17 protein-coding genes are annotated in these 12,246 nt (G+C 71.6%); 2 read left to right on the forward strand and 15 right to left on the reverse strand.

What is annotated here, in order from left to right; translation table 11 throughout:
• Positions 1–8 precede the first annotated feature (8 nt).
• The 8 genes from OF852_RS04640 to infC form a co-directional block, all read right to left on the reverse strand.
• Positions 9–962 carry an amino acid ABC transporter permease gene (locus OF852_RS04640; RefSeq protein ID WP_271120636.1) on the reverse strand — a complete coding sequence of 318 codons (954 nt, stop codon included), beginning with the start codon at positions 960–962 and terminating at the stop codon, positions 9–11.
• The gene (locus OF852_RS04645; RefSeq protein ID WP_271120637.1) at positions 959–1,603 is read right to left on the reverse strand and encodes an amino acid ABC transporter permease; all 645 of its coding nucleotides are present in this window, start codon (positions 1,601–1,603) and stop codon (positions 959–961) included. Before OF852_RS04645 ends, OF852_RS04640 begins: the two co-directional genes overlap by 4 nt.
• Before the next feature lie 86 nt (positions 1,604–1,689).
• On the reverse strand, positions 1,690–2,562 hold the full coding sequence (locus OF852_RS04650) for a glutamate ABC transporter substrate-binding protein (RefSeq protein ID WP_271120638.1): 873 nt from the start codon (positions 2,560–2,562) through the stop codon (positions 1,690–1,692).
• Between the two features lie 48 nt (positions 2,563–2,610).
• A complete protein-coding gene (locus OF852_RS04655; protein WP_271120639.1) occupies positions 2,611–3,354 on the reverse strand; it encodes an amino acid ABC transporter ATP-binding protein in 744 nt (247 codons plus the stop codon).
• An 82-nt stretch (positions 3,355–3,436) separates the two neighbouring features.
• On the reverse strand, positions 3,437–4,240 hold the full coding sequence (locus OF852_RS04660; protein ID WP_271120640.1) for a TrmH family RNA methyltransferase: 804 nt from the start codon (positions 4,238–4,240) through the stop codon (positions 3,437–3,439).
• A gap of 103 nt (positions 4,241–4,343) precedes the next feature.
• The gene (gene rplT / locus OF852_RS04665) at positions 4,344–4,727 is read right to left on the reverse strand and encodes a 50S ribosomal protein L20 (protein WP_271120641.1); all 384 of its coding nucleotides are present in this window, start codon (positions 4,725–4,727) and stop codon (positions 4,344–4,346) included.
• 26 nt (positions 4,728–4,753) lie between these two features.
• Positions 4,754–4,948 carry a 50S ribosomal protein L35 gene (rpmI, locus tag OF852_RS04670; RefSeq protein WP_271120642.1) on the reverse strand — a complete coding sequence of 65 codons (195 nt, stop codon included), beginning with the start codon at positions 4,946–4,948 and terminating at the stop codon, positions 4,754–4,756.
• Positions 4,941–5,591 carry a translation initiation factor IF-3 gene (gene infC, locus OF852_RS04675; RefSeq protein ID WP_271120643.1) on the reverse strand — a complete coding sequence of 217 codons (651 nt, stop codon included), beginning with the start codon at positions 5,589–5,591 and terminating at the stop codon, positions 4,941–4,943. The genes rpmI and infC overlap by 8 nt, the downstream gene beginning before the upstream one ends.
• Positions 5,592–5,778: 187 nt before the next feature.
• On the opposite strand from infC, the gene OF852_RS04680 reads away from it, so the two are divergent.
• Positions 5,779–6,159, forward strand: a complete 381-nt coding sequence (locus OF852_RS04680; RefSeq protein ID WP_442908648.1) for a DUF1844 domain-containing protein — start codon at positions 5,779–5,781, stop codon at positions 6,157–6,159.
• Here OF852_RS04680 and OF852_RS04685 read toward each other — a convergent pair.
• The 6 genes from OF852_RS04685 to OF852_RS04710 all read right to left on the reverse strand — a co-directional run bounded on the left by OF852_RS04685 (position 6,156) and on the right by OF852_RS04710 (position 10,542).
• Positions 6,156–6,908 carry an SseB family protein gene (locus tag OF852_RS04685; RefSeq protein ID WP_271120644.1) on the reverse strand — a complete coding sequence of 251 codons (753 nt, stop codon included), beginning with the start codon at positions 6,906–6,908 and terminating at the stop codon, positions 6,156–6,158. The two genes, OF852_RS04680 and OF852_RS04685, sit on opposite strands and share 4 nt — an antisense overlap.
• A gap of 13 nt (positions 6,909–6,921) precedes the next feature.
• Positions 6,922–7,671: a bifunctional 1-(5-phosphoribosyl)-5-((5-phosphoribosylamino)methylideneamino)imidazole-4-carboxamide isomerase/phosphoribosylanthranilate isomerase PriA gene (gene priA, locus OF852_RS04690; protein WP_271120645.1), complete on the reverse strand. Its 750-nt coding sequence runs from the start codon at positions 7,669–7,671 to the stop codon at positions 6,922–6,924.
• Between the two features lie 82 nt (positions 7,672–7,753).
• Positions 7,754–8,389, reverse strand: coding sequence for an imidazole glycerol phosphate synthase subunit HisH (gene hisH, locus OF852_RS04695; protein ID WP_271120646.1), 636 nt, complete (start codon positions 8,387–8,389; stop codon positions 7,754–7,756).
• Complete coding sequence (hisB, locus tag OF852_RS04700) at positions 8,390–8,995, reverse strand: imidazoleglycerol-phosphate dehydratase HisB (RefSeq protein ID WP_271120647.1); 606 nt, start codon at positions 8,993–8,995, stop codon at positions 8,390–8,392. It lies immediately after the preceding gene.
• Between the two features lie 10 nt (positions 8,996–9,005).
• Complete coding sequence (locus OF852_RS04705; RefSeq protein WP_271120648.1) at positions 9,006–10,085, reverse strand: histidinol-phosphate transaminase; 1,080 nt, start codon at positions 10,083–10,085, stop codon at positions 9,006–9,008.
• A 43-nt stretch (positions 10,086–10,128) separates the two neighbouring features.
• On the reverse strand, positions 10,129–10,542 hold the full coding sequence (locus OF852_RS04710; RefSeq protein ID WP_271120649.1) for a LysM peptidoglycan-binding domain-containing protein: 414 nt from the start codon (positions 10,540–10,542) through the stop codon (positions 10,129–10,131).
• A 249-nt stretch (positions 10,543–10,791) separates the two neighbouring features.
• On the opposite strand from OF852_RS04710, the gene lexA reads away from it, so the two are divergent.
• Entirely contained in the window at positions 10,792–11,469 is a 678-nt protein-coding gene (gene lexA / locus OF852_RS04715; protein ID WP_271120650.1) for a transcriptional repressor LexA, read from the forward strand.
• Here the strand turns inward: lexA and OF852_RS04720 are convergent.
• Complete coding sequence (locus tag OF852_RS04720) at positions 11,466–12,200, reverse strand: DUF4184 family protein (RefSeq protein WP_271120651.1); 735 nt, start codon at positions 12,198–12,200, stop codon at positions 11,466–11,468. The two genes, lexA and OF852_RS04720, sit on opposite strands and share 4 nt — an antisense overlap.
• Positions 12,201–12,246 lie beyond the last annotated feature (46 nt).

A 12,246-nucleotide genomic window follows, 5' to 3' on the forward strand; every position in this document is an offset into this window, starting at 1 on the left:
CCGCCCGGCTACCGTCCCGTGCCGCCGGAGCCGTCGGTCGGGGGCGACGCCGGCGGGTTCAGCGGATCGCTCGCCCCCGTCATCCCGGCGCCGCCGAGCTGCGCGACGACGCGGGCCGCCTTGCGCCCGCCGCGACCGCCTCTCGCGCCCGAGGCGGTGCGCCGGGCGAGGAAGCGCGCGACCCACGAGAGGAGGAGGTTGATCGCGAGGTAGATGAAGAGCGTGACGAAGAAGAACGTGTAGAGGTACTTCGAGCCGAACGTCGTCGGCGCCTGCTTCGTCAACACGCCGAGGAGCTCGGGGTAGCTGATGATGTAGGCGATCGAGGTGTCCTTCAGGAGCACCACGAGCTGCGCGATGATGATCGGCAGCATCTGGCGGAACGCCTGCGGGAACTCGATGAGGAAGCGCGTCTGCAGCGGCGTCAGGCCGATCGCGAGCCCCGACTCCCGCTGCCCCTTGGGCAGCGCCGCGACGCCCGCGCGGAGCGCCTCGCCGATGATCGCGCCGTTGTACAGCGCGAGCGCCGCGACGCCCGCCCAGTACGTGCCCGTCGAGAAGACGAGGAGCGTGAAGAGCATGAGCAGCAGCACGGGCATGCCGCGGAAGAACTCGAGGACGATGACCGCCGGGATGCGGACCGCCGCCGTGCGCGCCGTGCGCAGCATCGAGAGCAGGATGCCGAAGGCGATCGCGAGGACCGCCGCGACGCCCGCCATCTGCAGCGTGCCCTGGAGGCCGCGCCAGACGGTGCGCCAGAAGGCGCGGTCGAGCACGATGTCCCACCGGCTGGGGTCGAGCATGCCGGGGATCTCGACGCCGCCCGCGTTCACGCGGGGCGCGGCGAGGAACATGACCAGCGCGACGAGTCCGCCGAGGATGGCGAGACCGCCGACGATCGAGATGATGAGGGAGCGCCGCCGAGCCTTCGGACCCGGGACGTCGTAGAGGACACTGCTCATCGGAACACCGCCACGCGCTTCTCGAGCTGGTCCGCGAAGCGGCCCAGCGGGATCGTGATGAGGAGGTACAGGAGCGCGATCGAGATGAAGACCGCGATCGCGTCGCCCTGGAGCTGGATGATGCGGCGCGACTGCGCCACCATCTCGATGACGCCGAAGCCGGCCGCGACCGAGGTGTTCTTCGTGAGCGCGATGACGACGTTGATGAGCGGCGGGATCACCATCCGCACCGCCTGCGGCAGCACGACGAGCGTCAGCGTCTGGCCGAAGCTCAGGCCGACCGCGCGGGCCGCCTCCGCCTGCCCGATCGCGACGCCGTTGACGCCCGACCGGACCGCCTCCGCGATGAAGGGCGAGGTGTAGACCGTCAGGCCGATCGTCGCGAGGAGGATGTAGTCCGTCTCGGCGCCGAGGTACGGCAGCACGAAGGCGCAGAAGAAGAGCACGAGCGTCAGCGGGATGTTGCGGATCAGCTCCGTGTACCCCGTCGCGAAGACGCGGAACGCGGCCACCGGCGAGATCCGCATCGCGGCGATCACGGTGCCGATCACGAACGCGCCGAGCGCCGAGACGACGAGCAGCCGCAGCGTCACGAGGAACGCCTGCCCGAGCTGGGGCAGGAACGCGATGACGGTGTCCACGACACCTCCTTCTGTGCTTCGAGGGCGCCAGGGCCCGGGACGGCCCGCCCGGATCGGGGTCCGGGCGGGCCGTCAGGCTGGGATGGTCAGTAGCGGTCGACCGCCGGGGGCTCCGGCGTGTCGAGCACCGTCCCCGCGGTCTTCTCCCACGCGTCCACCCAGGAGCCGTCCTCGTAGGAGTCCTCGAGCACGTCGTTGATGAAGTCCCGGAAGTCGGTGTCGTCCTTCGCGAGGCCGATGCCGTAGGGCTCCTCGGTGAAGGGGTTGCCGACGACCTCGAACTCGCCCTCGTTCTGGGCCGCGAGGCCCGCGAGGATGACGTTGTCCGTGGTCAGCGCCTTGACCGAGCCCTGGCGGAGCGGCTCGAGGCACTCGGCGTAGCCGCCGAGCGCGGTGATGTCGTCGGTGACCTCCGCGATGTTCGCCTCGGAGGTCGAGCCCTGGACGGTGCACACCGGCTCGCCCTCGAGGTCGTCGACGCTCTCGATGCCGTCGGGGTTGCCCGCGAGGACGAGGAAGTCCTGACCGGCCTCGTAGTACGGGCCTGCGAAGGAGATGATCTCCTTGCGCTCGTCGTTGATCGTGTAGGTCGCGATGACGATGTCGACCTGACCGGCCTCGATGTAGGGCTCGCGGTTCGCGGACTGCGCCTCGACCCACTTGATCTTGTCGGACTCGATGCCGAGCTTCGCGGCGATGATCTTGCCGATCTCCACGTCGAAGCCCTGCGGCTTGCCGTCCGCGTCGACCTGGCCGAAGAGCGGCTGGTCGAACTTCGTGCCGATCGTGATCGTGCCGGCCTCCTGCAGCTCGGCCATGGTCGTGCCGGCCTCGAACTCCTGCTGCTCGACCTCGGTCTCCGGGCCCGCCTCGCCCGCGCCGGAGTCGGTGCACGCCGCGAGTCCCAGGATGCCGATCGCCGCGATGGCGCCGACAGCCAGGCTCTTCTTCAGTCTCATTCGTCGTCTCCTGTGCTGTGTGTTCCGTCGTGCCTCGACCCGCTGGGATCAGTGGGTGAGGACCTTCGAGAGGAAGTCCTTCGCTCTCGAGCTCTGGGGGGCGGTGAAGAAGGTCTCCGGCTCCGCCTCCTCGACGATCTCGCCGTCGGCCATGAAGATGACGCGATCCGCGGCCTTGCGCGCGAAGCCCATCTCGTGGGTCACGACGATCATCGTCATGCCCTCCTTCGCGAGATCCTCCATGACCGCGAGGACCTCGTTGATCATCTCGGGGTCGAGGGCGGAGGTCGGCTCGTCGAAGAGCATGATCTTCGGGTCCATCGCGAGCGCGCGGGCGATCGCGACGCGCTGCTGCTGGCCGCCCGAGAGCTGCGAGGGCATCTTCGCCGCCTGATTCGCGACCCCGACCCGCTCGAGGAGCTCCATGGCGCGCTTCTCGGCCTCCGCCTTGGAGCGCTTGCGGACCTTGATCTGGCCGAGCGTCACGTTCTCGAGCACCGTCTTGTGCGCGAAGAGGTTGAAGGACTGGAACACCATGCCGACGTCCGCGCGGAGGCGCGCGAGCGCCGCGCCCTCGGCGGGGAGCTGCTGCCCGTCGATCGCGATGGAGCCCTCGTCGATCGTCTCGAGGCGGTTGATGGTGCGGCAGAGCGTCGACTTGCCCGAGCCGGAGGGCCCGATCACGATGACGACCTCACCGCGCGCGACGCTCGTGTGGATGTCCTTCAGGACGTGGAGCTCGCCGTAGTGCTTGTTGACATGGTCGATCACGACGAGCGGCTCTGCGGGCATGGACCGACTCAACCATGTGCCCCGATTCAGGGTCAAACGGGCGCGCGAAACGTAACCGAGGCGTAACGCAAAGCGGTCCGGCTCAGGCGGATCGCTGGGCGAAGGCGCTCTCGTACAGGCAGACCGAGGCCGCCGTCGCGAGGTTGAGCGACTCGGCACGACCGTAGATCGGCACCGTGACCGCCTGATCGGCGAGCGCCACGTGCTCGTCGAGCAGCCCGCGCGCCTCGTTGCCGAACAGCCAGGCCGTCGGCGCGCCGAGCATCCCGCGGCCGCGGAGCTCGAGGAGGTCGCCGCCGTCGATGTCGGCCGCGAGCACCTGGAGACCGGCGTCCCGCAGCCTCGCGAGCGTCGGCTCGAGCTCGAGCCCCTGCGCGAAGGGGAGGTGGAAGAGGGAGCCCGTCGTCGAGCGCACCACCTTCGGGTTGTAGACGTCGACGCTGCGGCCCGTGAGGAGCACCGCGTCGGCGCCCGCCGCATCCGCCGCCCGCATGATGGTGCCGGCGTTCCCGGGATCCCGGATCTCCTCGAGGACGGCGACGAGGCGCGGGCTCGCGGCGAGGATCTCGTCGAGCGAGGAGGAGAGCTGTCGGGCGACCGCGACGACCCCCTGCGGCGTCACCGTGTCGGCCATCGCCGCGAGCACGGCCTCCGAGACGGTCTCCGTCTCGACGCCTCGACGCTCGGCCGCCGCGAGCAGCTCGCCGTGCCGCTCGCGCGCCGCCGGCGTCGCGAAGAGGTCGACGAGCAGCTCGTCGCCGAAGTCGACCGCCTCCGAGACGGCCTGCGGCCCCTCGAGGAGGAAGAGTCCCGTCTCGCTGCGGGCGGAGCGCTTCGCGAGCTTGGCGACGGCCCGCACCCGCGGCGACCGCGGATTGTCGATCATGCTCTGGATGCTAGCCGCGGCATGCGAACATCCCGTGACGAAACGGCGACGGCGCGCATCCCCGTCCGGGGATGCGCGCCGTCGTCTCGATGCGGGTGCGCGACTACTTCGCGGCGGGCGCGTTGACGTCGCTCGGGAGCGCCGCCTTCGCCGCCTCGACGAGACCGGCGAAGGTCGCCGGCTCGTTGACCGCGAGCTCCGCGAGGATGCGGCGGTCGACCTCGATGCCCGCGATGCCCAGTCCCTGGATCAGGCGGTTGTAGGTGAGGCCGTTCGCACGCGCCGCGGCGTTGATGCGCTGGATCCAGAGGCGGCGGAACTCGCCCTTCTTGGCCCGGCGGTCGCGGTACGCGTAGACGAGGGAGTGGGTGACCTGCTCCTTGGCCTTGCGGTAGAGGCGCGACCGCTGCCCGCGGTAGCCCTCGGCGCGCTCCAGGATGACCCGACGCTTCTTGTGGGCGTTGACCGCCCGCTTGACTCTTGCCATTTCTCAGTCCTTCTTCGGGATCCGGGTCACTTGCCCAGGAGCTTCTTGATGACCTTCGCGTCCTGGGGAGCCAGGACCACGTCGCCGTTCAGGCGGCGGGTGAGTCGTGAGGACTTCTTCTCGAGGTTGTGGCGCATGCCGGACCCCTGCTTCACGACCTTGCCGGACCCGGTGACCCGGAACCGCTTCTTGGCGCCGGAGTGCGTCTTCTGCTTAGGCATTGTTCTTTTCCTCTGTCTCGGCCGCGGTGTCGGCCTCGTCCTGCTCGGGCCTCGGGGCCCGGGCCTTGCTCTCGGCGCGTCGCGCATTCGCCTCGGCCTTCGCCTCCGCCTTGTTCTTCAGCGGGCCGATAACCATGACCATGTTGCGACCGTCGATGGTCGGGTTGGACTCCACCGAGCCGTACTCGGCGACATCCTCGGCGAAGCGCTGCAGCAGCCGGACGCCCTGGTCCGGTCGCGACTGCTCGCGGCCTCGGAACAGGATCATGGCCTTGACCTTGTCGCCCGCCTCGAGGAAGCCGACCGCGCGCTTCATCTTCGTCTCGTAATCGTGCTTGTCGATCTTCAGGCGGAAACGGACCTCCTTGAGGATCGTGTTCGCCTGGTTGCGCCGGGCCTCCTTGGCCTTCTGCGCAGCCTCGTACTTGAACTTGCCGTAGTCCATGATCTTGACCACCGGCGGGCGCGAGTTGGGGGCCACCTCGACCAGGTCGAGATCCGCCTCCTGCGCCAGCTTCAGTGCGTCTTCGATCCGGACGACACCCACCTGCTCGCCGGCAGGTCCGACGAGTCGGACCTCGGGAACGCGGATGCGCTCGTTCGTTCTGGGATCGCTGATGCGTCGCTCCTTCGTGAGATTCATGGCACGAAAGCGAGCTGACCGGCACCCTGTTCGACCGGAATCGCTCCGGCGGAGTGCGCCATCGGCCTGGATCGGCCGATCAACTGGACCCGGTAACCTGATGATGCGGTCGACGGGTGGGATCTCTCCACTTTCGTTTCCGGGAACTGGCCCCGGAGCCCGCATGAGTTTAGCAGAGAGGCCGCGTGTGAGCGAGCACGATCCCCGAGTCGACGAGACCGCCCCCGACCTGGTCGATCTGAGCGTCGACGAGGAGGTCCGCGACATCGCGGACGTGCCCGCCGTCGAGGTCATCAACACCGTGGCCGTCCACCTGCTCAGCGCCGCCGCCGTGAAGTGCGGTCTCGCCGAGGACCCCGATCAGGAGCTCGACCTCGACGAGGCGCGCAAGCTCATCGATGCGCTGGCCGGACTCGTGACCGCGTCGGCGCCCCACCTCGGCGATCACCACGCCCGGGCGCTGCGCGACGGGCTCCGCTCCGTCCAGCTCGCCTTCCGCGAGGCCTCGCCGTTCCCCGACGAGATCGGCAAGGGCGCCGGCGAGAAGTGGACGGGACCCGTCACCTAGGCGCGGCGCAGGCGCACGCCGATCGAGTCGACGCGCTCCGCGACGACCGCCTCCGCGGCCCACGCCGCCTGGAGCCGCGCGAGGAGCGCATCGAGCGCGGCGCGGTCGAGGCCCGGGGCGAGCGAGAGCTCCACGAGGACCTCGGGGGCGAGCAGCCGCGCCGAGGGGTCGCCCTGCGCGAGCGAGAGTCCCAGCACCGCGCGCTCGGCGGCGGCAGGGGCCCGGAATGCCGCGAGGACGGCCGCGTCCTCCACCGGCGGCACCCAGGCCTCCCCCGTCGCGAGCGCTCGGAGCGCCGAGCGGCGGAGGGCGAACTCCGTCTCGGAGGTCGGGTCGAGCACGAGCAGCTCCGTGCCGTCGGAGGCCGCTGCGAGGGCCGCGCGCGCCGGATCCACCGGCACGGGCCGCGCCTGCGGGTTCCAGCGCTGGAGCGTCTCCACGGAGGAGAAGGCGGGGAGGACGGCGCGGCCGTCCGCGGCCGTGACGGTCACGATCGCGAGCTCCTGCGTCTTGTCGACGAGCTGCCCGTGCGCGCCGACCCCCTCCTCGCCGCGATGGGCGAGCAGCGGCACGAGGAGACGGGCGCCGCGCAGCGCCGCGAGCACCTCGCGCTCCCCCGTCTCGCGGAGTCGGAAGCGGCGGAGGGCCTCGAGCAGGCGCGGATCGGCGCCGCCGTCGTCGCCCGCGAGCGGGTTCGGGTGGAACGCCCGCCCCTCGAAAGGGATCCCGGCGGAGTCGGCGGAGGCCACGTGCGCCGTCCGGCTAGTCGCTCGCGACGTCGATCGCCTCAGCGAGGGTGAAGGCGCCCGCATAGAGCGCCTTGCCGACGATCGCGCCCTCGAGCCCCTGGGGGACGAGCTCGCGCAGCGCCGCGATGTCGTCGAGGCTCGCGACGCCGCCGGAGGCGATGACGGGCTTGTGGGTGCGGTCCATGACCTGCTGGAGCAGCTCGAGGTTCGGGCCCCGCAGGGTGCCGTCCTTCGTGACGTCCGTGACGACGTAGCGCGAGCATCCCGCGCTCTCGAGGCGGTCCATGACCGCCCAGAGGTCGCCGCCCTCCTTCGTCCACCCGCGCGCCGCGAGCGTCGTGCCGCGGACGTCGAGGCCGATCGCGATCGCCTCGCCGTACTCGGCGATGACATGCGCCGCCCACTCGGGGTTCTCGAGCGCGGCGGTGCCGAGGTTGATGCGCTTGGCGCCCGTCGCGAGCGCCGCCTCGAGGGTGCGGTCGTCGCGGATGCCGCCCGAGAGCTCGATGTTCACACGACGCGGGACGCTCTTGATGACCCGCTTGATGATCGCGTGGTTGCTGCCGCGGCCGAAGGCGGCGTCGAGGTCGACGAGGTGGATCCACTCGGCGCCGTCGGACGCCCAGGCGTCGGCCGCCTCGATGGGATCGCCGTAGCTCGTCTCCGAGCCGGCCTCGCCCTGCGTGAGCCGGACGGCCCTGCCGTCTGCGACGTCCACCGCGGGGAGGAGGGTGAGGGCGGGAGCCTTGTTGAACTCGGTCATGGCGTGGTGATGTCCGTGCTTCCTGCGGGTCGGCGCCCGCACACAAGATTCAGAGCGTAGCGCACCTGGTGGACGGCTCCGATCACAGCGTCCCGAGCCAGTTCGCGAGCAGCCGGATGCCCGCCTCGCCCGACTTCTCGGGGTGGAACTGGGTCGCCGAGAGGGGCCCGTTCTCGACCGCCGCGAGGAACCGCTCGCCGTGCTCGGCCCAGGTGAGCCGCGGCTCGGGGAAGGGCGGCATGACCTCGAGGCTCCAGTCGGTCGCGGCGTAGGAGTGCACGAAGTAGAAGCGCTCCTCGGCGAGATCCGCGAACAGCGCGGAGGCCGGATCCGGCGCGACCGAGTTCCAGCCCATGTGGGGCAGGACGGGGGCGCGCAGCTCGCGGACCTCCCCCGGCCACTCGCCGAGGCCCGCCGTCGTGGCGCCGCGCTCCGTGCTGCCCTCGAACATGACCTGCATGCCGACGCAGACCCCCATGACGGCGCGGCCGCCCGCGAGGCGCCGCTCGATGAGCTCGCCGCCGCGCACCGCCTCGAGCGCCGTCACGACCGCCTCGAAGGCGCCGACGCCGGGCACGAAGAGGCCGTCTGCGGCCATGACGGCGGCGCGATCGCGCGTGACCTCGACCTCGGCGCCGGCGAGCTCGATCGCCTTCGCGGCCGAGTGGATGTTGCCGGAGCCGTAGTCGAGGACGACGACCGATGGGCGCGCCGACACCTAGAGCGCGCCCTTCGTCGAGGGGATGCCGACGACGCGGGCGTCCGGCTCGACGGCGGCGCGGAAGGCGCGCGCGAGGGCCTTGAACTCGGCCTCCGCGATGTGGTGCGGGTCGCGGCCCGAGAGGACCTCGACGTGGATCGTGAGGCCCGCGTTGAAGGCGATGGCCTCGAGGACGTGCCGGACCATCGAGCCGGTGAAGTGGCCGCCGATGAGGTGGTGCTCGAAGCCCGCCGGCTCGCCGCCGTGCACGAGGTACGGGCGCCCGGAGACGTCGACGACGGCACGCGCGAGCGCCTCGTCGAGCGGGACCAGCGCATCGCCGTAGCGGCCGATGCCCGACTTGTCGCCGAGCGCCTGGCGGATCGCGGTGCCGAGCGCGATCCCGGTGTCCTCGACCGTGTGATGCACGTCGATCTCGGTGTCGCCGGAGGCACGGACCGCGAGGTCGACGAGCGAGTGCTTCGAGAACGCGGTGAGCAGGTGGTCGAAGAAGGGCACCGTGGTCTGGATGTCGGAGCGGCCGGTGCCGTCGAGGTCGAGCGTCAGGTCGATGCTCGACTCGCTGGTCTCGCGGGTGATGCGCGCGACGCGCTGGGAGCTCATGGCCACGATCCTACCGAGGGTCGACCTCGGCCAGCGCCGCGAGGAAGGCGGTGGTCTCCTCGGCCGTGCCGGCCGTGACGCGGAGGTGGCCGGGGATGCCGGTGTCGCGGATGAGGACCTCGCGCGCGAGCAGCGCCTCGAAGACCGCGTGCGCGTCCGCGAGCCCGCCGAAGAGCACGAAGTTGGCGTGACTCGGCCAGACCGTGTAGCCGCGCGCGCCCAGCTCCGCGACCATGCGATCCCGCTGGGCCGCGATCTCGTCGACCATCGCGAGCATCGTCGGCGCGTGCTCGAGCGCCGCGACGGCGGCCGCCTGCGTGAGGGCGGAGAGGTGATACGGGAGGCGGACGAGCCGCAGCGCGTCGACGACGGCCGGGTCGGCGGCGAGGTAGCCGACGCGGGCCCCGGCGAAGGCGAAGGCCTTGCTCATCGTGCGCGAGACGACGAGGCGCTCGCGCCCCGCGAGGAGCGTGAGCGCGCTCGGCTGCCCGGCGGGCGCGAACTCGGCGTAGGCCTCGTCGACCATGACGATGCCGCGGCTCGCGCCGTAGACCGCCTCGATCGTCTCGAGCGGCAGGGGGGTGCCGGTCGGGTTGTTCGGCGAGCAGAGGAAGACGAGGTCCGGATCCTCGCGCTCGATCGCGGCGACCGCCGTCTCGGGCGAGATCCGGTAGTCGGCGTCGCGCTCGGCCGCGACCCACTCCGTGCCGGTGCCGGCCGCGATGATCGAGTGCATCGAGTACGTGGGCGGGAAGCCGAGGACGCGTCGGCCGGGGCCGCCGAAGGCCTGCAGCAGCTGCTGGATGATCTCGTTCGAGCCGTTCGCGGCCCAGACGGAGGCGGGCTGGAGGCCGTGCCCGAGATAGGCGGCGAGGTGCTCGCGGAGGACGGTGAACTCACGATCGGGGTAGCGGTTGACCGTGAGGACCGCGCGCGCGATCGCCTCGACGATGTGGCGGGCCACGTCCTCCGGGATCGGGTGGGTGTTCTCGTTGACGTTGAGCGCGTAGCGCACCTGCTGCTGCGGGGCGCCGTAGGGCGTCTGGCCGCGGAGGTCGTCGCGGATGGGGAGGTCGGCGAGCGAGGTCACCCGACGATTTTAGAGCGCTCGCGCGGCGTCGCCGCGCCCCGGCTCAGGAGTCGTACCGCGCCGGGATCGCGATGCGCTGGCCGGCCTCGAGGGCGCCGCCGTCGAGGCGGTTGAGCGCGACGAGCTCGTCGACGAGCGTCCGGGTGTCGCCCTCGGGCTCGATGGCCTCGGCGAGCTCCCACAGCGAGTCGCCCGACATGACCGTCACGTAGGACAGCTCGGCGCCGGGCTCGACGCTCGCGACGGCCGAGCCGGCGTTCATGAGGCCGAGCCCCGCGAGGAGCGCCGCCACCGGGAGCACCACGAGGGCACCGAGGACGACGCGGCCGCGGCGCGTGATGCGCAGGCGCGGGGTGCCGCCGGTGCTGGCGCGGGTCGCCGCGCTGCCGGTCGCCGTGCTCGTGATCGCCGTGCTGCTCGTGATCGCCGTACCGGTCGTGATCGCCGTGCTGGTCATGGTCGCCTCCTGGTTGGACGGATCCGGTCCGGCGCTCGGCCGGGAGGCCGGACTGGATCCGTGGTCTCGAACATAGCTTCGATCGAACATATGTTCAAGCCCCGGCCCGGATCTGCGAGGATCCGGGCCGGCTCGCCCGGCAATCCGGGCGACACGCTCGAACAGATGTTTGCCTGCACCCGCATCGGCGGATACAGTTTCGACTGTTCGAGAGATACGAGATCACGAGCCACCGACATTGGAGACGCGATGACCGACCAGGGCCCAGCCGGCCAGGGCGCAGGGGGCACCCGCCGCCGCACGAGCCTCAGCGAGAAGCAGCAGGCCATCCTCGAGTTCGTCCAGCGCTCCGTCTCGACCCGCGGCTACCCGCCGAGCATGCGCGAGATCGGCGACGCAGTCGGGCTCGCCTCCCTCTCGAGCGTCACGCACCAGCTCAAGCAGCTCGAGCTCTCCGGCTACCTCCGCCGCGACCCCAACCGGCCGCGCGCGCTCGAGGTGCTCATCGACCTCCCGCAGGCCGAGGACGCCGAGTCGAGCGCCCCCGTCGGGGACGCGGCCATGGTGCCGCTCGTCGGCCGCATCGCCGCCGGCATCCCGATCACCGCCGACCAGCAGGTCGAGGAGGTGTTCCCGCTCCCCCGGCAGCTCGTGGGCAAGGGCGAGCTCTTCATGCTCAAGGTCGTCGGCGAGTCGATGATCGACGCCGCGATCTGCGACGGCGACTGGGTCGTCGTCCGGCAGCAGCGCACCGCCGAGAACGGCGAGACGGTCGCCGCCATGATCGATGGCGAGGCGACCGTCAAGGACTTCCGCCGTCGGGACGGTCACACCTGGCTCCTCCCCCGGAACTCGGCGTTCGAGCCGATCCCCGGCGACGGCGCCGAGATCCTCGGCAAGGTCGTCGCGGTCCTCCGGGCGGTCTAGCCGCGCCCCCGCGGCACCAGCCGCCACCACGCCGCGTACGCCGCCGTGCCGAGCACGAGCACGCCGACCGCGGTCGTCGCGACGCGGAACACGAGCTGCGGCTCCACCCGGAGGCCTCCCGCGGCCCAGACGAGGAGCGCGGTCGTCGCGAACAGCCCGAGCAGTGCGCCGAGCGCGACCGCGCGCGACCGCGCCCCGAGACGCGACGGCGAGGCCGGCTCCGCGCGCGGCGTCCTCCGAACCAGGTGGACGGCCCACGCGACGAGCACGAGCGCGCCCGCGACCGTCGAGCCGTGCTGGAGCAGCGAGGTGATCGGCAGGCCGAGCACCTCGCGCTCGAGCCCGAGCGCCGACGCGACCGCGCCGCGGTGGGTGAATGCGTCCCAGCCGAGGTGGGTGGCGATCCCGATGAGCGCCGCCCCGGTTGCCGGGAGCCACTCCCGAGCCGCGACCCGACGGCGCGCGGGCGGCACGCGCACCCGCAGCGGCGCGGGCAGGAGGTCGGCGACGGGATCGCGCAGCCAGCCGCGCCAGACCCCGAACAGCAGGAGCGCGAGCGCGAGGTCCAGCGTGACGGCGCCCAGCAGCGAATGGCTCAGGCCCCGCGGCACCTCGATCGGCGCGTAGTAGAGCAGATCGGGCGCCATCGTGCCGAGCACGAGCGCCGCGGGCGGCAGCCCCGAGCGGAGGAACGGGAGCGCCGCGGCGGCGTGGCTCGGGGTGAAGGGCACCCCGGCATCCTCCCCCACGCAGGACGGGAGGATGCCGGGGATCGCG

Origin of the sequence: Homoserinibacter sp. YIM 151385, from assembly GCF_027912415.1 — a bacterium.
GTDB lineage: Bacteria > Actinomycetota > Actinomycetes > Actinomycetales > Microbacteriaceae > Schumannella.